General features: G+C 56.0%; 21 protein-coding genes. 15 read left to right on the forward strand and 6 right to left on the reverse strand.

Going from position 1 to position 23,832, the window contains the following annotated elements; genetic code table 11:
- Window positions 1-49: 49 nt before the first annotated feature.
- The 3 genes from KIF87_RS04640 to KIF87_RS04650 are packed head-to-tail and all read left to right on the forward strand — an operon-like array spanning window position 50 to window position 2,959.
- Window positions 50-1,594, forward strand: coding sequence for a peptide MFS transporter (locus tag KIF87_RS04640; protein ID WP_032659418.1), 1,545 nt, complete (start codon window positions 50-52; stop codon window positions 1,592-1,594).
- Window positions 1,595-1,652: 58 nt separating this feature from the next.
- Complete coding sequence (locus KIF87_RS04645; RefSeq protein WP_213328059.1) at window positions 1,653-2,687, forward strand: Gfo/Idh/MocA family oxidoreductase; 1,035 nt, start codon at window positions 1,653-1,655, stop codon at window positions 2,685-2,687.
- A 50-nt stretch (window positions 2,688-2,737) separates the two neighbouring features.
- Entirely contained in the window at window positions 2,738-2,959 is a 222-nt protein-coding gene (locus tag KIF87_RS04650; protein WP_023294288.1) for a zinc ribbon domain-containing protein, read from the forward strand.
- Here KIF87_RS04650 and KIF87_RS04655 read toward each other — a convergent pair.
- The 3 genes from KIF87_RS04655 to xseA are packed head-to-tail and all read right to left on the reverse strand — an operon-like array spanning window position 2,956 to window position 5,758.
- Entirely contained in the window at window positions 2,956-3,306 is a 351-nt protein-coding gene (locus tag KIF87_RS04655) for a protealysin inhibitor emfourin (RefSeq protein WP_024908659.1), read from the reverse strand. The genes KIF87_RS04650 and KIF87_RS04655 overlap by 4 nt on opposite strands.
- The gene (locus KIF87_RS04660) at window positions 3,307-4,326 is read right to left on the reverse strand and encodes a M4 family metallopeptidase (RefSeq protein ID WP_213328060.1); all 1,020 of its coding nucleotides are present in this window, start codon (window positions 4,324-4,326) and stop codon (window positions 3,307-3,309) included.
- Window positions 4,327-4,384: 58 nt separating this feature from the next.
- Entirely contained in the window at window positions 4,385-5,758 is a 1,374-nt protein-coding gene (gene xseA, locus KIF87_RS04665; protein ID WP_213328061.1) for an exodeoxyribonuclease VII large subunit, read from the reverse strand.
- A 159-nt stretch (window positions 5,759-5,917) separates the two neighbouring features.
- Here xseA and guaB point away from each other — a divergent pair, with 159 nt between their 5' ends.
- Both guaB and guaA read left to right on the forward strand, forming a co-directional pair.
- On the forward strand, window positions 5,918-7,384 hold the full coding sequence (gene guaB, locus KIF87_RS04670; RefSeq protein WP_029741666.1) for an IMP dehydrogenase: 1,467 nt from the start codon (window positions 5,918-5,920) through the stop codon (window positions 7,382-7,384).
- Between the two features lie 67 nt (window positions 7,385-7,451).
- A complete protein-coding gene (gene guaA, locus KIF87_RS04675) occupies window positions 7,452-9,029 on the forward strand; it encodes a glutamine-hydrolyzing GMP synthase (protein WP_213328062.1) in 1,578 nt (525 codons plus the stop codon).
- Between the two features lie 146 nt (window positions 9,030-9,175).
- Here guaA and KIF87_RS04680 read toward each other — a convergent pair whose 3' ends face one another.
- Together KIF87_RS04680 and KIF87_RS04685 are read right to left on the reverse strand one after the other, a co-directional pair.
- On the reverse strand, window positions 9,176-9,394 hold the full coding sequence (locus KIF87_RS04680) for a DUF7661 family protein (protein ID WP_213328063.1): 219 nt from the start codon (window positions 9,392-9,394) through the stop codon (window positions 9,176-9,178).
- Between the two features lie 148 nt (window positions 9,395-9,542).
- Complete coding sequence (locus tag KIF87_RS04685; protein WP_213328064.1) at window positions 9,543-9,977, reverse strand: VOC family protein; 435 nt, start codon at window positions 9,975-9,977, stop codon at window positions 9,543-9,545.
- Window positions 9,978-10,273: 296 nt separating this feature from the next.
- Between KIF87_RS04685 and KIF87_RS04690 the strand changes: the two genes are divergently transcribed.
- From KIF87_RS04690 to KIF87_RS04710, 5 genes are all read left to right on the forward strand, one after another.
- Entirely contained in the window at window positions 10,274-11,197 is a 924-nt protein-coding gene (locus KIF87_RS04690) for a hypothetical protein (protein WP_213328065.1), read from the forward strand.
- Window positions 11,198-11,328: 131 nt separating this feature from the next.
- The gene (locus KIF87_RS04695; RefSeq protein ID WP_213328066.1) at window positions 11,329-12,351 is read left to right on the forward strand and encodes a hypothetical protein; all 1,023 of its coding nucleotides are present in this window, start codon (window positions 11,329-11,331) and stop codon (window positions 12,349-12,351) included.
- An 886-nt stretch (window positions 12,352-13,237) separates the two neighbouring features.
- Window positions 13,238-13,573, forward strand: a complete 336-nt coding sequence (locus tag KIF87_RS04700; protein ID WP_349628204.1) for a YcgJ family protein — start codon at window positions 13,238-13,240, stop codon at window positions 13,571-13,573.
- Window positions 13,574-13,790: 217 nt separating this feature from the next.
- On the forward strand, window positions 13,791-14,987 hold the full coding sequence (locus KIF87_RS04705; RefSeq protein ID WP_213328067.1) for an NAD(P)/FAD-dependent oxidoreductase: 1,197 nt from the start codon (window positions 13,791-13,793) through the stop codon (window positions 14,985-14,987).
- Window positions 14,987-15,367, forward strand: a complete 381-nt coding sequence (locus tag KIF87_RS04710) for a DUF1641 domain-containing protein (protein WP_213328068.1) — start codon at window positions 14,987-14,989, stop codon at window positions 15,365-15,367. Before KIF87_RS04705 ends, KIF87_RS04710 begins: the two co-directional genes overlap by 1 nt.
- Before the next feature lie 62 nt (window positions 15,368-15,429).
- On the opposite strand, the gene KIF87_RS04715 is transcribed toward KIF87_RS04710, so the two are convergent.
- The gene (locus KIF87_RS04715) at window positions 15,430-16,263 is read right to left on the reverse strand and encodes a MurR/RpiR family transcriptional regulator (protein ID WP_023338648.1); all 834 of its coding nucleotides are present in this window, start codon (window positions 16,261-16,263) and stop codon (window positions 15,430-15,432) included.
- A 292-nt stretch (window positions 16,264-16,555) separates the two neighbouring features.
- Here KIF87_RS04715 and KIF87_RS04720 point away from each other — a divergent pair, with 292 nt between their 5' ends.
- The 5 genes from KIF87_RS04720 to KIF87_RS04740 all read left to right on the forward strand — a co-directional run bounded on the left by KIF87_RS04720 (window position 16,556) and on the right by KIF87_RS04740 (window position 23,831).
- Window positions 16,556-18,061 (forward strand): CoA-acylating methylmalonate-semialdehyde dehydrogenase, encoded by a 1,506-nt coding sequence (locus KIF87_RS04720; RefSeq protein WP_213328069.1) that lies wholly within the window; start codon window positions 16,556-16,558, stop codon window positions 18,059-18,061.
- An 11-nt stretch (window positions 18,062-18,072) separates the two neighbouring features.
- On the forward strand, window positions 18,073-19,998 hold the full coding sequence (iolD, locus tag KIF87_RS04725) for a 3D-(3,5/4)-trihydroxycyclohexane-1,2-dione acylhydrolase (decyclizing) (protein WP_213328070.1): 1,926 nt from the start codon (window positions 18,073-18,075) through the stop codon (window positions 19,996-19,998).
- Between the two features lie 289 nt (window positions 19,999-20,287).
- Window positions 20,288-21,274: an inositol 2-dehydrogenase gene (gene iolG / locus KIF87_RS04730; protein WP_148242429.1), complete on the forward strand. Its 987-nt coding sequence runs from the start codon at window positions 20,288-20,290 to the stop codon at window positions 21,272-21,274.
- Between the two features lie 31 nt (window positions 21,275-21,305).
- Entirely contained in the window at window positions 21,306-22,235 is a 930-nt protein-coding gene (locus tag KIF87_RS04735; RefSeq protein WP_213328071.1) for a substrate-binding domain-containing protein, read from the forward strand.
- Window positions 22,236-22,283: 48 nt separating this feature from the next.
- Window positions 22,284-23,831 carry a sugar ABC transporter ATP-binding protein gene (locus tag KIF87_RS04740; RefSeq protein ID WP_213328072.1) on the forward strand — a complete coding sequence of 516 codons (1,548 nt, stop codon included), beginning with the start codon at window positions 22,284-22,286 and terminating at the stop codon, window positions 23,829-23,831.
- Window position 23,832 lies beyond the last annotated feature (1 nt).

Here is a 23,832-nt window from a genome sequence, read left to right on the forward strand (position 1 = left end):
CGTACCTGCTGGTGTTTACAAGCACGACGACATACCTTTCGGGAGAATTATGCAATCCACTGTTAATCAAAAAGAGAGCCGAACGTTCTTCGGCCATCCGTATCCGCTCGGTTCCCTGTTCTTCACCGAGATGTGGGAGCGTTTCTCGTTTTACGGCATCCGTCCGTTACTGATCCTGTTTATGGCCGCTACCGTCTATGACGGCGGGATGGGCCTGGCGCGTGAAAACGCCTCGGCGATTGTCGGTATCTTTGCCGGTACCATGTACCTGGCCGCGCTGCCGGGCGGCTGGCTGGCGGATAACTGGCTCGGTCAGCAGAGAGCCGTCTGGTACGGTTCGATCCTGATTGCGCTCGGACACCTGTCGATCGCGCTCTCAGCGGTGATGGGGAACAACCTGTTCTTTATCGGCCTGATGTTCATCGTGCTTGGCTCCGGGCTGTTTAAGACCTGTATCTCAGTGATGGTCGGCACCCTGTATAAAAAAGGCGACGCGCGTCGTGACGGCGGTTTCTCGCTGTTCTATATGGGCATCAACATGGGCTCGTTCATCGCGCCGTTGATTTCCGGCTGGCTGATCAAAACCCACGGCTGGCACTGGGGCTTTGGTATTGGCGGCATCGGGATGCTGGTGGCGCTGATTATCTTCCGCGTGTTTGCCGTTCCGGCAATGAAACGCTATGACGGCGAAGTCGGCCTCGACTCTACCTGGAACAGCCCGGTGGTGAAGCGTAACGGCGTGGGCGTTTGGCTGCTGGCGCTGGCGGCAGGTGTGGCAACGATCGTGACGCTGATTGCGCAGGGCGTGATTGTGATTAACCCGGTCGCGGTAGCCAGCGTGCTGGTCTACGTGATTGCGGCGTCCGTTGCCCTCTACTTCATTTATCTGTTTGTTTTTGCGGGGCTGAACCGTAAAGAGCGCGCCAGGCTGCTGGTCTGCTTTATTCTGCTGATCTCCGCGGCGTTCTTCTGGTCCGCGTTCGAACAAAAGCCAACCTCGTTCAACCTGTTTGCCAACGACTACACTAACCGCATGATTGGAGATTTTGAAATCCCGGCGGTGTGGTTCCAGTCGATCAACGCCCTGTTCATCATCCTGCTGGCACCGGTGTTTAGCTGGGCATGGCCGAAGCTGGCGAGCAAAAACATTCGCCCGAGCAGCATCACCAAGTTTGTTATTGGTATTCTGTGCGCGGCAGCGGGCTTTGGCCTGATGATGCTGGCGGCACAGAACGTGCTGAGCAGCGGTGGGGCGGGCGTGTCGCCGTTCTGGCTGGTGGGCAGCATCCTGATGCTGACGCTCGGCGAACTGTGCCTGAGTCCGATTGGCCTGGCGACCATGACGCTGCTTGCGCCGGAAAGAATGCGCGGCCAGATGATGGGGCTGTGGTTCTGCGCCAGCGCGCTGGGTAACCTGGCGGCGGGCCTGATTGGCGGCCACGTGAAGGCCGATCAGCTGGATATGCTGCCGGATCTCTTTGCCCGCTGCTCCGTCGCACTGCTGATTTGTGCCGCGGTACTGATCGTCCTCATTGTTCCGGTGCGCCGCATGCTGGAAAATGCGCAGACTAAACCGGCAGCTAACGCCTCTTAAACCTCGATCTTGCCGGGGCGGCGTTATGCCCCGGCAATTTACTCGACGAGGTAAGAACATGCTGTTAGGGTTTGTTGGTCTTGGCGCAGTCGTTGAAACAGCTTACCTGCCCGCAATACGAAAAATCTTTGATACTCCCCCTCACTGTTTAGGCTTTGATATCCAGCCCGTAAAACAGCCGGAGGGCGTAACGCGCTGTGCCACACTGGCTGAACTCCTCTCCCGGCCGCTTGATACCCTGTTTATTACCACGGCGTCGCTGCACCATCTTGAGGTGCTTGAACACGCTCTCGCCTCATCGGTTTCCCGCATCGTGGTTGAAAAACCGATTGTCGCCACGCTTCCCCAAACAGAAAAGCTCAATGCGCTGCTGGCGAACCCCAACGTCGCCTCCCGCGTGCTGGCGCTCGATCACTGGATGGCGCGTATCGAAACGGTGAAGCGGTCGCTGGTTGACAATGTCTCTGACATCGTCAAAATCGACGGTTTTTTGCAGGAGCCGAGCGGATATAACGCTGCAGGGGAGCCTATCGCGCTTAACTTTGCCACGGGCGAGCCGGACGCGCGTACGCTTCGCCACCCTGATGGCGTGATTCTGGATATCGGTACGCACGTGCTGGCGATGCTGCGCGAAACGGTGCGCTATCTGGGCGGGAATGATGAGATGACGCTGCGGGTCGTTACGGCTAAAGACCGCCTGGGTCGCGATATTGCAAAAGGCGACCTGACCACGGCGGAAGGCGAGGCGCATCTTCAGGGAAGCATCAGCGGCGTGCCGGTGGATATCTGGCTTAACAAATACGCGGGACCCGCGGGCGGGCAAAAAGGTTTACGGCTCTATTTGCGCGATGGGCGCATTATCAGTTACGACCGGCACGGTGCTGAAGATGTGCTGGATCTGATGAATGGCGACACGCGTCAACGCTGGAACATACCCGGCACGATCTACGAGCGCTGTCTTGCAGAGCATATTCTGGGTGCCAACAGCCTGTTTGAACGGGATCCGCAAGAGGTGAGCCGCACGACGCGCCGCAGGGTCGAGGAAGTGACGCTGCTGCTGGCGTTACAGCAGCAGCTGCGTGGCCCGCACTGAACGTAACGTGGTAAAATTACCGCAGATCTGAACGCTTTTAAGGAGTCACCATGACGATTACCTGCCCGGACTGCCAGGCACCGCTGGAGCCCCTGAACGGGGTGGCACACTGCGAGAGCTGTAACAAGGACATCGCGCTTGAAGCCCGCTGCCCGGAGTGCCATCAGCCGCTCCAGGTATTAAAAGCCTGCGGCGCGGTGGACTATTTCTGCCAGAACGGCCACGGTCTTATCTCTAAAAAACGCGTGGAGTTTGTTCGGGCCGAAGGTTAATCGCAGACGCAGCCTTCGCCTTTCTTCCACAGCTCGACCAGCGACTCGGGCGCTTCCTGCTCGGGCACCAGCACGATGATATCGGCGTAGTGCGCCTGATTTTGTCCGGTCCAGATAATCTGGATGCGGAAATAGCGCTGGTCGCCGCTGCCGGGTGAAGAGGCTTGCCCGGGCGGCTGGCCGCGTGGAAAAGCCTGCTCCAGGATGCTCACCAGGCGCTGGCGCTGGGCCTCATTGAGCGAGGAGAGCGCGATGGTGCGCTGTCCGCTCAGTTTGGGAATAAAAGCGACGCCGCCTTCCCGAGCCAGCTCAACCACGGCGTCATCCGTCAGTTCCGGAACCTGCATTTACAACACTCCCACCTGTTCCCAGGCTTGTTTAATGGCCGCACCAGCGTCGCCGCCGGAGCGTTTCTCTCCGTGCGCGATCGTCAGTTTTGCGAAGGCCTCAAAATCCGCATCCTGCGCCAGATTGCGATCGCAAACCGTGTCGTACCAGGCATAACCCGCTTTTTCCCAGGCGTAGCCGCCGATCGCCGTTGCGGCCAGGTAAAATGCCCGGTTGGGGATGCCGGAGTTCAGATGCACGCCGCCGTTATCCTCGCGCGTTTTAATGAAATCTTTCATGTGCGCGGGCTGCGGGTCTTTGCCGAGCAGAGGATCGTCATAGGCGGTGCCGGGTTCAGACATCGAGCGCAGCCCTTTGCCGTTGATCCCTTTCGCCAGCAGCCCTTCACCAATGAGCCAGTCAGCTTTATCGGCGGTTTGCTTCAGATGGTACTGTTTGACCAGCGAGCCAAACACGTCAGACAGAGACTCGTTCAGCGCGCCCGACTGTTCAAAATAGATAAGCCCGGCTTCGGTCTCGGTCACGCCGTGACTCAGCTCGTGCGCCACCACGTCGATGGCGATGGTAAAGCGGTTAAATATTTCCTCGCCGCCGTCGCCGAATACCATCTGCTGACCGTTCCAGAAGGCGTTTTGATATTCCCGACCGTAATGCACGGTGCCGGTCAAAATAAGCCCTTTATTATCGAGCGAATCACGCTGATATTCTTTCCAGAAGAAATCATGGGTAATACCCAAATAATCGTAGGCTTCATCCACCGCCACATCGCCGTTCGACGGCTGGCCTTCGTAACGCACCTGCGTACCCGGCAGCTCCTGGGTCTGCTTCGCGTCGTAAATATCGCGCTCCAGCTGTCCGGCTTTATTCACGTGCGGCGCGGCGGGTTTGCCGGGCATGTGGGCCATCAGCGTCTGGACGTGGGTTAAGGTCTGACGGGCACAGCGCTGCTGCGGCTCGGAACCGCTTTCGATAATACGACGAAGAATATAAGGGGGAATAACGCTATGAAGATGGGGCATGCTGCTCTCCTTATTAAAAAAGGGAATAGCAGCAGTATAGTAAGTAACCGGCGAAGAATTATCCGGTTTTACGCTGACGCGTCTTTTTCACCGGTTTAATTGATTTCACTTCGCTTTCTACCCAGCCGTCTGAAAGACGCGTCGTCAGCACATCGCCGGTATTCACCTGTTTAGTTTCCTTCAGCACTTTGCCGTCCGTCGCCGTCGTCACGCTATAGCCGCGCGCCAGCGTGGAGAGGGGGCTGACCGCTTCAAGATGGGTCACCGCATTGCCAAAACGTTCGCGGGTGGTGCTCAGGCGCGCGCGGACAGTCTCCGCCAGACGATACTCCAGCTGTTGGATACGCGTTTGCGCGCGATAAATTTTCGGCTGCGGGTTCTGCTGGTTCAGGCCCTGGGTTGCGCGCTGCTGGCGCGATACCGCGCGCTTGAGCTGCGCGTCCACCGCAACGTTCATGCGCTGGCGCAGACGCTCAAGCACGGTCTGCTGACGCGCCAGACGCAGCTGCGGGTGCTGCTGCTGAAGTCGATGATGAAGCTGGGTAAAGCGGCGGGTACGGTTGGCAATGAAGTAGTCCATCGCCATCTCAAGGCGCTGCTGACCGTTCTGAATCTGACGCAGCAGTTCCAGCTGGTTGCGGCTGACCACTTCCGCCGCCGCGGACGGCGTAGGCGCGCGCAGATCCGCCACAAAATCGGCTATCGTTACGTCCGTTTCGTGGCCGACGGCGCTCACCACGGGGATAAGGCTTGCAAAGATTGCCCGCGCCACGCGCTCGTCGTTAAAGCTCCATAAATCTTCCAGCGAGCCGCCGCCGCGCCCGACGATGAGCACGTCGCACTCCTGACGGGCGTTCGCCAGCTCAATGGCGCGCACAATCTGGCCTGGCGCATCGTCACCCTGAACGGCTGTCGGGTAGATGATGACGGGCAGGGAAGGGTCGCGACGCTTCAGTACGTGCAAGATATCGTGCAGTGCCGCACCGGTTTTCGAGGTGATGACCCCAACGCAATGGGCAGGAGAGGGCAGAGGTTTTTTGAACTGCTGGTCGAACAGCCCCTCGGCAGAGAGCCTGGCTTTTAACTGTTCATACTTCTGCTGCAGCAGCCCTTCGCCCGCTGGCTGCATGCTCTCGACGATGATTTGATAATCGCCGCGCGGCTCATACAGGGTGATATTGGCGCGAACCAGAACCTGCTGGCCGTGCTGAGGGCGGAACGTCACGCGGCGGTTGCTGTTGCGGAACATCGCGCAGCGCACCTGAGCGGTGTCGTCTTTTAAGGTAAAGTACCAGTGTCCGGAGGACGGCTGCGTGAAGTTAGAGATCTCACCGCTGATCCAGACCTGCCCCATTTCCTGCTCAAGCAGCAAACGCACCGTCTGATTAAGGCGGCTGACAGTATAAATTGAGGGGGATTGAGAGGATAACATGTGAGCGGGATCAAATTCTAAATCAGCAAGTTATTCAGTCGATAGTAACCTGCTGAGAGGTGAGCGCAAGCATTTTTTTTAAAAAAGTGTGGATGCAATCGGTTACGCTCTGTATAATGCCACGGCAATATTTAACCACCCAGGTCAGAGATATTGCCCATGCTACGTATCGCTAAAGAAGCACTGACGTTTGACGACGTCCTCCTCGTTCCCGCTCACTCCACCGTTCTGCCGAATACTGCCGATCTCAGCACGCAGTTGACGAAAACCATTCGCCTGAACATTCCTATGCTCTCTGCGGCAATGGACACCGTGACTGAAGCGCGCCTGGCTATCGCCCTGGCACAGGAAGGTGGCATTGGCTTTATTCACAAAAACATGTCTATCGAACGTCAGGCGGAAGAAGTTCGCCTGGTGAAGAAACATGAATCCGGCATCGTGTCTGACCCACAGACCGTTCTGCCAACCACTACGCTGCACGAAGTGAAGGCCCTGACCGAACGTAACGGCTTCGCCGGTTACCCGGTTGTGACCGAAGAGAACGAGCTGGTCGGTATCATCACCGGTCGTGACGTACGTTTCGTGACTGACCTGAACCAGCCTGTCAGCGTGTACATGACGCCAAAAGAGCGTCTGGTTACCGTTCGCGAAGGCGAAACCCGCGACGTGGTGCTGGCAAAAATGCACGAAAAACGCGTTGAAAAAGCGCTGGTTGTTGACAGCAGCTTCCACCTGCGCGGCATGATCACCGTTAAAGATTTCCAGAAAGCAGAACGTAAACCTAACGCCTGTAAAGACGAGCATGGCCGTCTGCGCGTTGGCGCTGCGGTTGGTGCAGGTGCCGGTAATGAAGAGCGCGTTGACGCACTGGTCGCTGCGGGCGTTGACGTCCTGCTGATTGACTCCTCTCACGGCCACTCCGAAGGCGTTCTGCAGCGTATTCGTGATACCCGTGCCAAATACCCTGACCTGCAGATCATCGGCGGCAACGTGGCCACTGGCGCAGGCGCTCGCGCGCTGGCTGACGCTGGCTGCAGCGCGGTGAAAGTGGGTATCGGCCCTGGCTCCATCTGTACTACCCGTATCGTTACCGGCGTGGGCGTTCCACAGATCACCGCGGTGTCTGACGCGGTTGAAGCGCTGGAAGGCACCGGTATTCCGGTTATCGCCGACGGCGGTATCCGCTTCTCTGGCGACATCGCTAAAGCGATCGCCGCTGGCGCCGCTGCCGTGATGGTAGGCTCCATGCTGGCCGGTACCGAAGAATCCCCGGGCGAAATCGAACTCTACCAGGGCCGTTCTTACAAATCCTACCGCGGTATGGGCTCCCTGGGCGCGATGTCCAAAGGTTCCTCCGACCGTTACTTCCAGACCGATAACGCCGCTGACAAACTGGTACCGGAAGGTATCGAAGGTCGCGTTGCCTATAAAGGCCGTCTGAAAGAGATCATTCACCAGCAGATGGGCGGCCTGCGCTCCTGTATGGGTCTGACCGGCTGTGGTACCATTGACCTGCTGCGTACTAAAGCGGAATTCGTACGCATCAGCGGTGCGGGTATCCAGGAGAGCCACGTTCACGACGTGACGATCACCAAAGAGTCCCCGAACTACCGTCTGGGCTCCTGATAAGTTTCCGCGCCCGGCTTCTGCCGGGCGCTCTGTTTTTGTTTCACTTGCCTCGGAATTAGCGTCAATGACGGAAAACATTCATAAACATCGCATTCTCATCCTGGACTTCGGTTCTCAGTACACTCAGCTGGTGGCGCGTCGCGTACGTGAACTGGGCGTTTACTGTGAGCTGTGGGCGTGGGATGTCACGGAAGCACAGATTCGCGAATTCAATCCAAGCGGCATCATCCTGTCCGGCGGCCCGGAAAGCACCACCGAAGCGAACAGCCCGCGCGCGCCGCAGTACGTTTTCGAAGCTGGCGTGCCGGTATTCGGCGTGTGCTACGGTATGCAGACCATGGCAATGCAGCTGGGCGGCCACGTAGAAGGCTCCAACGAGCGCGAGTTTGGCTATGCGCAGGTAGAAGTCGTCACCGACAGCGCGCTGGTGCGCGGTATCGAAGACTCCCTGACCGCAGACGGCAAACCGCTGCTGGACGTGTGGATGAGCCACGGTGACAAAGTTACCGCCATCCCGTCTGACTTCGTGACCGTTGCCAGCACCGAAAGCTGCCCGTTCGCCATCATGGCGAACGAAGAAAAACGCTTCTACGGCGTGCAGTTCCACCCGGAAGTGACCCACACCCGTCAGGGTATGCGCATGCTGGAGCGCTTCGTCCGTGACATCTGCCAGTGTGAAGCCCTGTGGACCCCGGCAAAAATCATCGACGACGCCGTTGAGCGTATCCGCCAGCAGGTTGGCAATGACAAAGTGATCCTCGGCCTTTCCGGCGGCGTGGACTCCTCCGTGACCGCGATGCTGCTGCACCGCGCCATCGGCAAAAACCTGACCTGCGTGTTCGTGGACAACGGTCTGCTGCGTCTGAACGAAGCCCAGCAGGTGATGGACATGTTCGGTGACCACTTCGGTCTGAACATCATTCACGTGGAAGGCGAGCAGCGCTTCCTTGACGCGCTGAAAGGCGAGAACGATCCGGAAGCGAAACGTAAGATCATCGGCCGCGTGTTCGTGGAAGTGTTCGACGAAGAAGCGCTGAAGCTGGAAGACGTGAAGTGGCTGGCGCAGGGCACTATCTACCCTGACGTGATCGAGTCTGCGGCTTCCGCAACCGGTAAAGCACACGTCATCAAATCTCACCACAACGTGGGCGGCCTGCCGAAAGAGATGAAGATGGGCCTGGTTGAACCGCTGCGTGAACTGTTCAAAGACGAAGTGCGCAAGATCGGTCTGGAACTGGGTCTGCCGTACGACATGCTCTACCGTCACCCGTTCCCGGGTCCGGGTCTGGGCGTGCGCGTGCTGGGCGAAGTGAAGAAAGAGTACTGCGACCTGCTGCGTCGCGCGGACGCGATTTTCATCGAAGAGCTGCACAAAGCTGACCTGTACAACAAAGTGAGCCAGGCGTTCACCGTGTTCCTGCCGGTTCGCTCCGTCGGCGTAATGGGCGATGGCCGCAAGTACGACTGGGTTGTCTCCCTGCGTGCGGTGGAAACCATCGACTTCATGACCGCGCACTGGGCGCACCTGCCGTATGACTTCTTAGGCCGCGTGTCTAACCGCATTATCAACGAAGTGAACGGTATTTCCCGCGTGGTGTATGACATCAGCGGTAAGCCACCGGCTACGATCGAGTGGGAATGATTTCCCAACCGGAAACGTCTGGTAGTAACAGGTTCTAAATTATCTCTAAGCCCGCGGATTGCGGGCTTTTTTTTGGGCCATGGCTGGCAACATCATGTCAGGTTAGTGTCAGGAGCGGGCGCAATGTAAGGCTATCCATTAAATCCTTATTCAATACGTTCCACATTTGGAAAACGCTCGGTTGCGGCTTCATGGAAAATGTCACCCAGCCAGTCGGCAATCTCGCCTTCAGTCATATCGTCTGGAATAGCGATGTCATAGAGTCGAGAAAACTTTCTCTCCGTCAGGTCAGCACGAAATACCAGCCACCGATCATGCTTACGTTGAACGCCAATATGACGTCCAAAAACGTTATATATCAGCATATGCAATCTCCGATCATGCTAGTGAATTCCTGTATCTATGATACATACGTCAGATCAGGCCAGAGAGTGAATCGTACAAATATGAAAGGCTCGCTCACAGCGGACATCATGCTTCTGTATCTGCTCTGTTCCAGAAGCGGACGGATGTTTATCCACGAAGCCAGGGTGTTATCGTAAGCCCTGTGAGCAATCCTTCAGGGCTAAGCAGACGAGTCACAGTTTGCCCCCAGGGCTCTGTGCGGTTAGCCACCAGCAGGCGATACCCCTTCTCACTTAAGATACGGGTAGCGGAATCGAGATCCTGAACCTCATATTCAATCCATCCCTGCGGGATTGGGTGTTCGGCTGGCCACTCCTCAGAGCCAAAACATGAAGTGGCGGCCTGTGATAACGGCCAGACGGCAAAATGCTTAACACCCTTCAGCCTGTTTTCCGATAGCAGATAATCGCCGTTACCCTCCATTGGCTTAAGCGGCAGACCGAGTACCTGTACATAAAACCCGGAACTGACTTGAGCGTTCTGCGAGATGGGCCCAAACCCAGCGAAAAACAAAACGTCAATTCCCGATAAATTCTGCGACATACCTGCTTCCTTAATTATCTGAAATTGAACCCTGAATTTATCCTACGACTCACTGAATCACCACGCCCAATTTTGGCATCTTTGCCACCTGTCAGCGGCAACAATCACGATCGCTTCTCGCTCTCAGCAGAACCTCCGCTCAGTGAGTTCGTCCGCTTCCCGAGCGACTGTCGTTCCAGTTTATTCTTTTTGAAAGGTTTCCAGCCAACCTCCCTTTTTTATATACCCATAAAAATTAAGCTATTGGCCGGTGTTGCCGATATTAGTTTCGTATGATTAAACAACGGGAAGTATGAATGAATAGTTTGTTATCGAGATCACTTTCAATTGTGTTTACAACTCTGCTACTGACGGCCTGCTCAGGCGTTCGCGACAATTCTGCAAAGACGTACACATACCACGCTGAACATAGCATCGCCTGGAATATCAGCAATGCATCGGGTATGGATCCTTTTAGCGATGCCCAGGTCAGCCACTCTCAAAGCGAAATGTTCAGCCGCACGGATTACGATTTTACTTTTCCGATAGTGGAAAATGATAAATTAAATGAAGCGTCATTGCCTTTAACCCCGTTACTGCAGTATCGACCAACGGGTATGGGCGTGGAAGAGTGGCAAACCGATGGAATTCTGGCGTGGATCCCTACTGAATTGGCCCCTACCCCCGAGGCGGCATCACTGGTGCTCTCAGATAAAATTGAATCTGCTGTGCTAGCGACCTTAAAAGAATCTAAACGCAAACATGGCGATGTCCGTAAGGGAGAGGGATATAATAACTGGTTAGGAAAATACGTGTTTCAGACCAATGAATCCCGCTATCTGGTCGTAAAATTTGCAGATAAAGATGCGGGATGTGAGCTTCCAAAAAATGGATATTATGATCCTGCAAGCCAGAATAGTCCGACCTGCGGCTTCTACACCAGCTTCCACGACGCAGAAAAAATTGTTCGTACTCCTGACTTCATAGGTGCGAATGCGACCGGGAAAAGTTATCTCGTAAGGCACGATGGGTTAAATGGAAGTCACCTCAGCCCGGTATTTATAAACAGTGCCGGACAATCGGATGCAAAAAATCAGCGTATGAATTATGCCTTCATGCAACAAGTTAGCCGCCATCTTCCAGCGTGGGTAATTATCTACCTCTCACCCAAAGAAGATAAGGGTTTACCTGCCGTTGTATTACAGCAAGGGAAAGTGCATTTTTTCTTTCGCGAAAAATAAAGCTGATCGCATCAGCGGTTGATCTTAATGTCCGCTCCGTGCCAGGAGCGGACGTTACAAGACAATCACTCTGCTAATGCGCATTGATATGTGATATAACAATAATCAACCATTCAAAAAGGAGAGTTTATATGAGCAGGATGATAATTGATACAAATATTCTTTACTCGCTAGTTGGTCTATCGCCAAACCAAAAAGTTATTAACTCCCCTATAGATCAATTTAAATTATCCATTACGACACCATCACTTATAGAAGTTATCTCTAAATATCACAATGACTTAGACTCTATAAAAAAATGCATTAGCCCAATCATAAACGAAAGCATTGAGCTAATTAGCATTGGTCATACTCCAATCTCAAATGGATTTCTTTATAGGTTGCATTTTGCAAACAAAATAGACGAAGTAAAAGATATTATTGATAATGTTAGAACACTAAAAATATCTAGAGAGGCTGAATTCTATAGGTTCATACTCATACTGGTTGTCTCTGGTTTGTTTGAGGTTATTAGAGAAGATGGATATAAGTTTGATAACAACGTACAAAATCAGAGTCAACTTGAGCTTGTGCAGACTCTACTTGAATCTAATATGGAATTTATTTTAGATTTCTTTAAAGTTGAGTTGCGGGATGGATATATTAATGGAAATGAGCAGCAATCAGCGTTGAACGCTTTTGAAACCATACTTATCGGACTCCTAAATGGTTTTCATGTAAACTATCATATGATTAAAACTGACACAGTTAAAATATCCAGAAGCCAAGACAGCATCAAAAATCTGCATGATAGTTTAGAAAATGATAATTTTGATAAAAAGTTTAAAAAATATATAGATAATCCAATATCCCTTGCTTCCAAACAAAAACACAAATCAGTAGTTGATAACTACCTGAAAGAAATGGAGAAAGGTCTTTCTGGCGTTTTCGGGCTTACTGAGAATTCGTTGAGTTTTCTAATGAGCAAGGTTGAGGATGCATATAAAAATGGTCGTAAATTACGAAAAAATGACATATTTGACTTCCTAATAGTTATTTCTTTAAATATGCCAGATGCTTTGATTTTAACACTTGATAAAGGTTTTTTAAAAGACCTTGAAGATCTTCATCCCAACAGCTATAAAAAGTGTCTGGATTTGGGCTTTTTAAATTAAAAATATATTAATGTAAAATAAAAAGCACCCACATTTAACTTGACCAGACTATATCCTTAAATTATTCTATCTGCCATTTGTTAAATGTGGGCCTGCAGTTTGTTACGAGTCACTTAAATTTTTGCAAGTCAGGTAGGATTGACAAGAATTGCAATGTGAACCCCGTGAGCATTAATACTAAAGCTAAGCACGCGAAAGATTTATAAATAAACTTCCTTCTTTTTATTTTTAAATTCCTTTGTTTAACAGTAGTTCCATCATTCAATCGCGTATTATCTTCCAATCCCAGCGAAACTCCCTCATCATGAGAGGGCTGTGGTAATCCAAAGAAAAAAATCAAAATCACACCAAGGATATTCGAAATCAACCCTATGGCATTAAGTTCTGGTGATGTCATTTAGTTTGCTCTAGGTTTATTGTTCAGAAAGAAAAGATCATTCGTTAAATTATCATGTTAGCTTTAATTATTAAAAAAACATGTTAATTATCATCAAATGAACACTTATCATCATCTTAGTCAAAGAGTTAGTAGGGATTCATTCTGGATCATAACTGTCATTCCTGTCTACTCTGGTGTTTTTTTAAAGTCGATGTCCGCTCCTCGCTCAGAGCGGACCCGCCCCACAAGCCCACTCCGTTTAGAGCATAGTAGTTCAGGTTTCTAAAATCGCATGACTCACCTGGATAGGGCCCTTACAATTAACTCGGAGCCGAACTTTCGACAACTGTTAGGTCACCAAAAAGCTAAACGAGGCATTTCCTGTTGAAACCCAGAACCATCCAGGGTTTTTCACCCTCATCATGGTTCCACCGCGCCCGGTGCAAAGCTGGCACTCATTAACCAACGGAGATTATCATCTTGAATAAGTCAATACTCGCATGCTCTGTGGCCGCGCTGCTGGCCGTGTCCGCCATGTCCGCTCAGGCCAGGACCCCCGCCAGGCTCAAGTCGCCAGTATCGGGCGTGCTCTGCGACCGATATGTATGCGCCAATGACAAGGGATTATCCCGCGAGTTAACAGAGACGTATCTCGGTAAGAAGGCTGCTGCAAACGAGGTGTTCACGTCGAGCAATGTCGATCTGACTGAATTCACCTTTGCCAACGGCATTTTCTGCGATGTGAAGGAACGACTGTGCCGTGAAGATCGCTATTATGGCGCGAACGGACAGCGCTCCGGGGCGCTATCTAAAAAGTACACAAAGCTGCTCTTTGGCGAATAATGGTGATAAAAAGAGACCTCAGCAAGAGACTACGTTATAGGGATATAAATTATATTTTGTAGCGTACATTATAAATGATGATGTGATTGTCAAAATTAAATTTCTCGTTAAAAGTTGTATTGCGGAATATTACTCTGTTACTACCCTTTAGCTGAGCGTAACAGTAAAGCGGTCTGGTTACGTGAATTCCCATTCACTACCATGAGCGAATAAAGGAATGAAAAACCGCATAATGATTGTCGGCGGCGGCACGGGAGGAACCATTGTTGCCAACCTGCTGGCCAGAAAATTACGGCGTGAAATTGCTGCCGGTCAGGTAGAGCTGGTACTGATTTCCGAATCACCGGTGCATTACTACAAACCCGCGTTTATGTACGTCGCGTTTAACCTCTTCCATCATCATGAGCTGGCCCGGCCTGAACGGCAGTTACTGAGTCCGGAAATTCGATTTATTACCGATAAGATTGAGTCGTTCGATTTTAAACAGCGTCGACTGTACGGTGCCAGTAAGCAACATTACGACTGGGATCTGCTGGTTATCGCAACCGGCTGCTCGCCTTTCCCGCAAAAAATCCCTGGCCTTGCCGAAGCGGGCGACCATTTTTATCAATACGCGGCGGCAAGACAATTAGCGCATAAGCTCTCCACCATTAAAAAGGGGCGAATATTTATTACCGTCTCTTTCCCGGAAACGCCGAATGTTCCCCATCAGTGCGGCATCGCCCCCATTGAAACCACGCTGATGGTTGACGACTATCTGCGCCAGCGCGGCGTACGTAATCAGGTTGAGATTGTTTATACCTATCCGACAGTAGCGCAGCTGCTGCGAAACTGCCTGTTCCTGCAGCGTCCGGTTGGGGAGGCGCTGGGCGATATTTTTGCTGCCAAAGGGATACAGCACCAGCGCGGCTTTACCTTAAGCCATGTCGATCCTGACAGCAAAATTGCCTATTCCGCCGAGGGCGACTCGCAGAACTTCGACATCCTGATGGCAACGCCTCCCATCAGGGCGGTCAAAGCGGTGCGTAATACTGGGCTCAGTGAGGTTCAGAACGGTGAAGGCTGGCTGCCGACGGATCACCAAACGCTGGGCGTCTACGGCCTGGAAGGGGTGTATGTGATCGGCGATACCGTTGACCTCCCGATCAGTAAAGCCGGGGGATCGTGCCACAACCAGGCGCCGATCGTTGCCGATAACATTGTGGCGGAGCTGTACGGCAGACCGCCCGGAAGCGGTAACCATTATGATGGACGGGTTCAGGCCGTTGCGCAGATGGGGCTCTGGGCCGGTATGCCGTTGGTGTATGACTATCGCAATGACGTGACGCCCATGCCTGCGACGAAACTCGGCGGCATGCTGCGAAACGGTTTTAACCGTGGTCTCTATTGGGGTGTCGTGAGGGGGATGTTCTGATGAGTGAACAGGAACAGTTACTTAAAAGCCTTGCCCCGCTGATGGCAGGCAATCGCCTGAATAATCTGGTTGATTTGCTGGCCTTAGCAGCAGACATGCTGGAAATGACCGACAGCGCGATGGTCGAAAAGCTGGCTGGCGTATTTGAAGATGTGGTAACCGTCGGTTGGGAAGGGGGAACCGCGCTACGCATGGCCTGGGGAGAGCAAATTAACCGGGAAGGGGATATTTCGCTTCGGCAGGTGTTTGCCATGCTCAACGATCCTGATACCCGCCGCGGCATCATGCTTTTACTGCGGGTGTTACAGATTACGGGGCAACGTCTGAATGCCCTCTCTTCCGTCAGTTATTCTGATTGCCCCGAGATAAGGAGCCGTTAATGTCTGGCTGATGCTCTTGAGGCGGTCGGGTATTGGCTATGCCTTACCCGGCCCACCTGGGGCTATTTCTCCCCGCCACCCAGCCGATACGCCAGCGCCACCACCAGCGACTGCACCAGGCACAGCGTCGCCGACTGAGACCGGAACGCATCCACCTGCGCCTCTTTCACCACAAAGCAGAGATCGCTGAACGTCGCGAGCGGGCTTATCTGGCTGTCCGTAATCACGATCTGCCGCGCGCCGACGCTGGCGGCGGTTTCGCTGACCATCACTGTCTCTTCCGCGTACGGCGAGAAGCTGATCGACACCACGATGTCGCGCGCCTTAATGCGGCTGATCTGCTCGCGCAGCATCCCGCCCATCCCGTCGAGCAGGATAGGGCGACACTCCAGGTGGCTCAGGGCGTAGGTCAGATACGCGGCGACGCTAAAGGAGCGGCGCAGTCCGGCGATGTAGATGGTGTCGGCGTCGGCCAGCAGCTGTACCGCACGCTCCAGCATCTCCGGTTCGGCGCGGGCGGCCAGCTGCTGCAGCGCCTGGGCGTTTGAACGAGCGAACTCCTGCAGGATATCGAGCGGCGTTTCCGGGACGGCCTCGCTCTCCATTTCGCGGAACAGCCGGGCGCGGTCGCTGTAGCTGGCGGTCTCCTCCACCAGGTTCATGCGAAACAGCTGTTTCATTTCGTTGAAGCCGGTGAAGTCAAAGGCGTTGGCAAAGCGGATCAGCGTCGAGGGCGGCACGTCGGCGCGCTCGGCAATGACGGCAACCGTATCAAAGGCCACGCTGTTGGTGTTATCCAGCACGTAGCGGGAGACCTGCTGCAGCCTCTTGCTCAGGCTATCGTAGCGATCGCGGATTTGCTGCTGCAGTTCGTTCAGGCTGGTTGCTGTCGTCATCTTATCCCCCAAGTACAGTCTTATGATTCTAAACGCAAAACCGCGTCTTTTAAATGTCGGCCATCCATCTGGCAGCAAAAATGAAACAGAAACTTCAGTCATTTCCTCGCCCGAAATCCCTTAATAGCGCACGCTGCGTCAGTGTTGTTGGCTGTTAACATAAAAATCCATCCTTGATCACAATAATCATCATTTATTTTATTTCAACTTAAAATGGAATATTTGTTTCATATATAGTGTTCAGTACACAGTGTTCAGGTAACAGTCACGTATCAACAGCGAGAGGTTAAGGATGGAGACGGTAGCGAATTTTATTCACGGCGAATGTGTCACCGGTTCAGGCCAGCGCGTTCAGGCGATCTTCAACCCGGCCACCGGCGAGCAGATCCGCCAGGTGGTGATGAGTACGGCGCGGGAAACCGAACAGGCGATTGCCGCCGCGCAGCAGGCGTTTCCGGCGTGGGCGCGCCATGCTCCGCTTAAGCGCGCGCGCGTGATGTTCCGCTTCAAGGCGCTGCTGGAAGAGAACATGGACCGCCTGGCCCGCATTATCAGCGAAGAGCACGGCAAGGTCTTCTCCGACGCGGTGGGTGAACTGACCCGCGGTCTGGAGGTGGTGGAGTTTGCCTGCGGCATCCCGCATCTGCAAAAGGGCGAACACTCGGCGAACGTCGGTACCGGCGTCGACAGCCACTCGCTGATGCAGCCGCTCGGGGTCTGCGCCGGGATCACGCCGTTTAACTTCCCGGCGATGGTGCCGATGTGGATGTTCCCGATTGCGCTGGCGACCGGCAACACCTTCGTGCTGAAGCCGTCGGAAAAAGATCCTTCTCTGGCGCTCGCGCTGGCGCAGCTGCTGAAAGAGGCCGGCCTGCCGGACGGCGTGTTCAACGTGGTGCAGGGCGATAAAGAGTCCGTTGACGTGCTCCTGACCGACCCGCGCGTGCAGGCGGTGAGCTTTGTCGGCTCCACGCCGATTGCGGAATACATTTACCAGACCGCGTCCGCCCACGGTAAGCGCTGTCAGGCGCTGGGCGGCGCGAAAAACCATTGCATCCTGATGCCGGACGCCGACATGGAGATGGCGACCAACGCCATCATGGGCGCGGCCTACGGCGCGGCGGGGGAACGCTGCATGGCGCTCTCGGTGGTGCTGGCGGTGGGAGATAAAACCGCCGATGACCTCTGCGCCCGGCTGGAGAAACAGATTGCCGCGCTGCGCGTCGGGCCGGGCCTGGACCAGTCGCCGGAAAACGAAATGGGGCCGCTCATCTCCTCCGTGCACCGCAGCAAGGTGCTGGGCTACATCGACAGTGGCGAGTCGCAGGGAGCGAAACTGCGCGTGGACGGTCGCGGCTTCAGCGTGAAGGGGCACGAGCAGGGCTACTTCGTCGGGCCGTCGCTGTTCGATAACGTCACCCCGGAGATGACCATCTATAAAGAAGAGATCTTCGGCCCGGTGCTTTCTGTGGTGCGCGTAGCAGATTACGCCAGCGCGGTGGATCTGATTAACCACCATGCATATGGTAATGGCTCGGCGATCTTCACCCGCGACGGCGGCTGCGCGCGCCGCTTCTGCGAAGAGGTGCAGGCGGGCATGGTGGGGGTCAACGTGCCGATCCCGGTGCCGATGGCGTTCCACAGCTTCGGCGGCTGGAAGCGCTCGATTTTTGGCGCGCTCAACGTCCACGGCAGCGACGGCGTGCGCTTCTACACCCGAATGAAAACCATCACCGCGCGCTGGCCGGAAATGCAGCAGGAGACAGGCGCTGCGTTCTCCATGCCGACGCTGGGCTGACAGGAGGTTTTATGCAAACCGAACGTATGACCATGGCCCAGGCGCTGGTCCGGTTCCTGAATCAACAGTACGTCAGCGTGGACGGCAACGAAACGCCCTTCGTGGAGGGCGTGGCCACCATCTTTGGGCACGGCAACGTACTGGGTATCGGCCAGGCGCTGGAGCAGGACCCGGGCCATCTGCAGGTGATGCAGGGCTGCAACGAGCAGGGCATTGCCCATATGGCGACGGGGTTCGCCAAACAGCACCGCCGTCAGCGCATTTTTGCCGTCACCTCCTCCGTCGGGCCGGGCGCCGCCAATATGGTAACGGCGGCGGCCACCGCCACGGCAAACCGCATCCCGCTGCTGCTGCTGCCGGGCGATATCTACGCCAGCCGCCAGCCGGACCCGGTGCTGCAGCAGATCGAGCAGTATCACGATCTCAGCATCAGCACTAACGACTGCTTCCGTCCGGTCTCCCGCTACTGGGACCGCATTAACCGCCCCGAGCAGTTGATGAGCGCCATGCTAAGCGCGATGCGAACGCTTACTGACCCCGCGAATACCGGCGCGGTGACTATCTGCCTGCCGCAGGACGTGCAGGGGGAAGCCTGGGACTACCCGCTGAGCTTCTTCGCGCGTCGCGTGCACCACATTGAGCGCCGTCCGCCTGACCCGCAGCGTCTGGCGCAGGCGCGGGCGCTGATCGCCCGCAAGCGTCGTCCGCTGGTGGTGTGCGGCGGCGGCGTGCGCTATTCCGGCGCGCATGAGGCGTTTCGCGAGTTTGTCGAGACGCTGCGGCTGCCGTTTGCCGAAACCCAGGCTGGAAAGGGGGCGCTGGTGAGTGACCACCCACTTAACCTGGGCGGCGTAGGGGTGACGGGCGGCATGGCCGCCAACCGGCTCGCGCCACAGGCTGACTTAGTGATCGGCGTCGGCACGCGCCTGACCGACTTTACCACCGGCTCCAAGGCGCTCTTTTCCCACCCGGACGTCGAATTCCTGCTGCTGAACGTGGCCGAGTTTGACGCCCTGAAGCTGGACGCGACCGCGCTAATTGCCGATGCCCAAACCGGGCTGCAGGCATTAACCCACTTGCTCAAGGAGTATCGCAGCGGCTGGGGAGAGGCGATCGCCGAGGCGAAGTCCGCCTGGCGCGACGAGTGCCGCCGCCTGTGGGATCGCCAGTGGCGCCCTGACGACGCGCCCGAAGTGGCGGGGCACCTGGACGCGCAGCTGGCGGAATACGGCGAGGCGCTCAACACCCGGCTGACCCAGACGCGGGTGCTGGGGCTGATCAACCAGCATATTGAAGATAACGCCATTGTGGTGGGCGCGGCCGGTTCGCTGCCGGGCGATTTACAGCGTCTCTGGCAGGTCAAGACGCCGGACAGCTATCACCTGGAGTACGGCTACTCCTGCATGGGCTACGAGATAGCGGCGGCCCTCGGCGCGAAGCTCGCCAGACCCGAACTGCCGGTGTACGCCATGGTGGGGGATGGCTCCTACATGATGCTGCACTCCGAGCTGCAAACCGCCGTTCAGGAGGGCATTAAGATCACCGTTCTGCTGTTTGATAACGCCAGCTTCGGCTGCATTAACAACCTGCAGATGGGGCACGGCATGGGCAGCTTTGGCACGGAAAACCGTCGGCGCAACCCGGAAACCGGGCGGCTTGACGGGCCGCTGGTTAAGGTCGACTTTGCGCAAAACGCGGAAAGCTACGGCTGCCGCGCGTGGCGGGTGAACGATGAGCAAAGCCTGCTGGCGGCGCTAGAGGCATCAAGGGCGCATCCGGGCCCGACGCTGCTGGACATCAAGGTACTGCCGAAAACCATGACCCACGACTATGCCTCATGGTGGCGAACCGGTGACGCGCAGGTAGCGGAATCTTCTGCCGTGCGTGAGGCCGCGGAGCACACCCAGGCGCAGGTGAAAAAAGCCCGTCAGTATTGAGTTTTCTCTTCGTAACGAAATTTTCATTTCATTTTGATTTTTCCCCTCACCCTAACCCTCTCCCTCAGGGAGAGGGGACGGATCGGTGCGGTTTTTTCTCCCTCGCCCCTTTGTAATGGAGGGGCATCCCTCCCGCCATGTTGTGAGATTGATAACAAAATTTATCTCATTCGTCTCAAAAGTGTTAACCCACACTCAAAAACATAATTTTCACTATTTATAAAAATGAAATAAATGTTTTATTTATAGGGTCGTTAGTTCACAGCATTCACCAACACCGGGAGCCGTTATGTTTAACATTGCTTTACTGGGCGCTGGCCGAATTGGCCAGGTACATGCAGCTAACATCGCCAGCCACGGCGCGACCACCCTCTGGTCCGTGGTTGACCCGAATCAGGAATTTGCCACCCGTCTCGCCGCGCAGTATCAGGCCCGCCAGCAAAGCCTGAGCGAGGCGATGACCGACCCTAACGTTCACGCCGTGCTGATCGCCTCCGCCACCGATACCCACGCGGATCTGATTGAAATGGCCGCCCGCCACGGCAAGGCCATCTTCTGTGAAAAGCCGGTACACCTTGACCTCGCCCGCGTGCGCGACTGCCTGAAGGTGGTCAAAGAGTACGACGTGCCGCTGTTTATCGGCTTTAACCGCCGCTTTGACCCGCAGTTTCGCCGCGTGAAAACCGACGTGCAGGCCGGGCGCATCGGCAAACCGGAATCGCTGCTCATCATCTCCCGCGATCCGTCTCCGCCGCCTGCGGAGTACGTGCGCGTCTCCGGCGGCATGTTCCGCGATATGACCATTCATGACTTTGACATGGCCCGCTTCATCATGGGCGAAGAGCCGGTGTCGGTGTATGCCCAGGGCAGCAACCTGGTGGATCCGGCGATTGGCGAGGCGGGGGATATCGATACCGCGTTTATCGTTCTGAAATATGCCTCCGGCGCGATGGCGACCATCGTCAACAGCCGCCGTTCATCTTACGGCTACGACCAGCGCCTGGAGCTGCACGGCTCCGAAGGGCTGCTGTGCGCGGGCAATATTCTTGAAAACCAGGTGCAGCACTACGGCAAACAGGGCTGCACCAGCGCGCTGCCGGAACACTTCTTCCTGCAGCGCTACAAATCCGCTTACGCCGCGGAATGGGAACACTTTGTTGCGGTCCTGCGCGGCGAAGCGGTGCCTGACTGCAGCGGCGATGATGGTGAACGTGCGCTGTACCTTGCGGATAAAGCGCTGGAGTCACTGCGCAGCCAGCGCGAGATCGTCCTCTAAACACAACAACCCTACACAGAGAGACATAATAATGAAAAAACTGATCGTAGCCGCCCTCATCGCCATGACGTCCGGGGCCGCCCTCGCCGAAAACGAGCAAATTGTTTTCAGTACGCCAAACCTGGCCATGCCGTTTGAAGTTCACATGCAGCGCACGGCGGTGAAAGCCGCAAAAGAGATGGGCGTGAAGATTCAGGTGCTGGACGGGCAGGGCAGCTCGCCGAAGCAGGTGGCTGACCTGGAAAACGCCATCACCCGCGGGGCGCAGGGCTTTATCGTCTCCCCGAACGACGTCAACGCGGTCTCCAGCGCGGTGGATGAAATTCAGGATGCGAAGCTGCCGATCGTCACCCTTGACCGCTCCGTCGACAGCCAGAAGAAAGTGCCGCACTTTGGCGCCAACAACTACAAGGGCGGCCAGGCGGTTGGCGACTTCGTCAAAACCAAATTCCCCAACGGCGCGGACATCATTCTCCTTACCGGCCAGCCGGGCTCCTCCTCCAATATTGAACGCACCAAAGGGATCCGCGACAGCCTGAAGGCGGGCGGGGATAAATACAAGATCGTCGCCGATCAGACCGGAAACTGGATGCGTTCGGAAGGGATGCGCATCGTTGAGAGCGTTCTGCCTTCGCTGCCGAAGCGCCCGCAGGTGATCCTCTCCGCCAACGACGATATGGCGCTGGGCGCGATTGAAGCGCTGCAGAGCCAGGGCGTGAAGCCGGGTGAAATCCTCGTGACCGGGTTTGATGCGGTGCCGGAAGCGCTGGCCCGCGTGCGCGACGGCTGGCTGGCGGTAACGGCGGATCAGCGTCCGGGCTTTGCGGTGCAGACGGCGATGAGCCAGCTGGTGGCCAACGTGCGCGAGAAGAAAGTCATCACCGGGGCCGACTATCCGCCGACGCTGATCACCAAAGAGAACCTGCAGCAGGCTGAGCGTATCGGTGAGGCCGGTAACTAATATGTCCCGAGCCGCCTCTGGCGGCTCATCATGAGGAGGAGCAGACTGATGTCGCAACCCTTACTGAAAGTGACCGACCTGGCAAAAAGCTTTTCCGGCGTCTGGGCGTTGAGCAGCGCCCAGCTGACCGTTGGCGCGGGCGAGATCCACGCCCTGCTGGGGGAAAACGGAGCGGGAAAATCCACGCTGCTGAAGGCGCTCGCGGGCGCGCAGCCGCAAACGCGAGGGGATATCTGGTTCAACGGCGAAACGCTGCCGGTGGACGACTCCCCGGTGTCGCGCCAGAACAAGGGCATTATCACCATCTATCAGGAATTCAACCTGCTGCCCAACATGACCGTCGCGGAAAACATGTTTCTCGGCCGCGAGCCGCGCAGGCGTAACCTGATCGTCGACGAAAGGGCGGTTAACCAGGAGGCGCAGGTCATTCTCGACTACCTGCAGCTGAACGTTGCGCCGACCACGCCGGTCGCCCGCCTGAGCGTGGCCCAGCAGCAGATGGTGGAGATCGCCCGGGCGCTGACCCTCAACGCCCGGTTAATCATTATGGACGAACCTTCCGCCGCGCTGAGCGACAGCGAGGTGGAAAGCTTGCACCGCGTGGTGCGGGAGCTTAAAAACCGCGGCGTGAGCATTATTTACGTTACCCACCGTCTGCACGAAGTTTTCCAGCTCTGCGATCGCTTCACCGTTTTCCAGGACGGCCGCTTCACCGGCACCGGCGCGGTGGCGGAGACCAACGTCGAACAGCTGATCCGCCTGATGGTCGGACGCGACGTGGCCTTTAACCGTCGCCCCGCCAGCGAAACGCATCATGGGGACAAACCCGTCCGCCTGGCGGTGAAGGGGCTGAGCCGCGAAAAGCCGCCGCTGGATCCGCACGGCATCGCCCTGCACGACATCAGCTTCCACGTCCACGCCGGGGAAGTTCTGGGCATTGCCGGGCTGGTGGGCGCGGGACGTACCGAAGTGGCCCGCTGCCTGTTTGGCGCAGACGCGTTTACCTCCGGGAGCTTTGAGCTGGACGGCGTGCCGTACCAGCCGCGCGACCCGCTGTATGCCCTCGATCAGGGCGTGGCGCTGGTGCCGGAAGACCGCAAAAAAGAGGGGGCGGTGCTGGGGCTGTCGATCCGCGACAACCTGTCGCTCTCCTGCCTCTCCTCGCTGCTGCAGTGGCGCTGGTTCGTGAACACCCGTAAAGAGGACGATCTGATTGAGTCCTACCGCCAGGCGCTGCAGATCAAAATGGTCAACAGCGAGCAGGAGGTGCGCAAGCTCTCCGGCGGCAACCAGCAAAAGGTGATCCTCGCGCGCTGCATGGCGCTCAACCCGCGGGTGCTGATCGTCGATGAGCCGACGCGCGGCATCGACGTGGGAACCAAATCGGAAGTGCACCAGGTGCTGTTTGACATGGCGAAAAAGGGCGTGGCGGTGATCGTGATCTCCTCCGATCTGCCTGAAGTGATGGCGGTGTCCGACCGGATCATCACCCTCAGCGAAGGCCGGGCGACCGGCGAGATCCACGGTGACGATGCTAACGAAGAACGGCTGATGACGATGATGGCCATCAACCACAACGCCCTGAACGCGGCATAAC

The sequence above is a fragment of the Enterobacter sp. 120016 genome (assembly GCF_018383635.1).
In the GTDB taxonomy this organism is placed as follows: domain Bacteria; phylum Pseudomonadota; class Gammaproteobacteria; order Enterobacterales; family Enterobacteriaceae; genus Enterobacter; species Enterobacter asburiae_D.

Bases quoted from the DNA above. Each gene is read 5' to 3' on its own strand.
- KIF87_RS04640 (WP_032659418.1), top strand. From the start codon at position 50: ATGCAATCCACTGTTAATCAAAAAGAGAGCCGAACGTTCTTCGGCCAT.
- KIF87_RS04645 (WP_213328059.1), top strand. From the start codon at position 1,653: ATGCTGTTAGGGTTTGTTGGTCTTGGCGCAGTCGTTGAAACAGCTTAC.
- KIF87_RS04650 (WP_023294288.1), top strand. From the start codon at position 2,738: ATGACGATTACCTGCCCGGACTGCCAGGCACCGCTGGAGCCCCTGAAC.
- KIF87_RS04655 (WP_024908659.1), bottom strand. From the start codon at position 3,306: ATGCAGGTTCCGGAACTGACGGATGACGCCGTGGTTGAGCTGGCTCGG.
- KIF87_RS04660 (WP_213328060.1), bottom strand. From the start codon at position 4,326: ATGCCCCATCTTCATAGCGTTATTCCCCCTTATATTCTTCGTCGTATT.
- xseA (WP_213328061.1), bottom strand. From the start codon at position 5,758: ATGTTATCCTCTCAATCCCCCTCAATTTATACTGTCAGCCGCCTTAAT.
- guaB (WP_029741666.1), top strand. From the start codon at position 5,918: ATGCTACGTATCGCTAAAGAAGCACTGACGTTTGACGACGTCCTCCTC.
- guaA (WP_213328062.1), top strand. From the start codon at position 7,452: ATGACGGAAAACATTCATAAACATCGCATTCTCATCCTGGACTTCGGT.
- KIF87_RS04680 (WP_213328063.1), bottom strand. From the start codon at position 9,394: ATGCTGATATATAACGTTTTTGGACGTCATATTGGCGTTCAACGTAAG.
- KIF87_RS04685 (WP_213328064.1), bottom strand. From the start codon at position 9,977: ATGTCGCAGAATTTATCGGGAATTGACGTTTTGTTTTTCGCTGGGTTT.
- KIF87_RS04690 (WP_213328065.1), top strand. From the start codon at position 10,274: ATGAATAGTTTGTTATCGAGATCACTTTCAATTGTGTTTACAACTCTG.
- KIF87_RS04695 (WP_213328066.1), top strand. From the start codon at position 11,329: ATGAGCAGGATGATAATTGATACAAATATTCTTTACTCGCTAGTTGGT.
- KIF87_RS04705 (WP_213328067.1), top strand. From the start codon at position 13,791: ATGAAAAACCGCATAATGATTGTCGGCGGCGGCACGGGAGGAACCATT.
- KIF87_RS04710 (WP_213328068.1), top strand. From the start codon at position 14,987: ATGAGTGAACAGGAACAGTTACTTAAAAGCCTTGCCCCGCTGATGGCA.
- KIF87_RS04715 (WP_023338648.1), bottom strand. From the start codon at position 16,263: ATGACGACAGCAACCAGCCTGAACGAACTGCAGCAGCAAATCCGCGAT.
- KIF87_RS04720 (WP_213328069.1), top strand. From the start codon at position 16,556: ATGGAGACGGTAGCGAATTTTATTCACGGCGAATGTGTCACCGGTTCA.
- iolD (WP_213328070.1), top strand. From the start codon at position 18,073: ATGCAAACCGAACGTATGACCATGGCCCAGGCGCTGGTCCGGTTCCTG.
- iolG (WP_148242429.1), top strand. From the start codon at position 20,288: ATGTTTAACATTGCTTTACTGGGCGCTGGCCGAATTGGCCAGGTACAT.
- KIF87_RS04735 (WP_213328071.1), top strand. From the start codon at position 21,306: ATGAAAAAACTGATCGTAGCCGCCCTCATCGCCATGACGTCCGGGGCC.
- KIF87_RS04740 (WP_213328072.1), top strand. From the start codon at position 22,284: ATGTCGCAACCCTTACTGAAAGTGACCGACCTGGCAAAAAGCTTTTCC.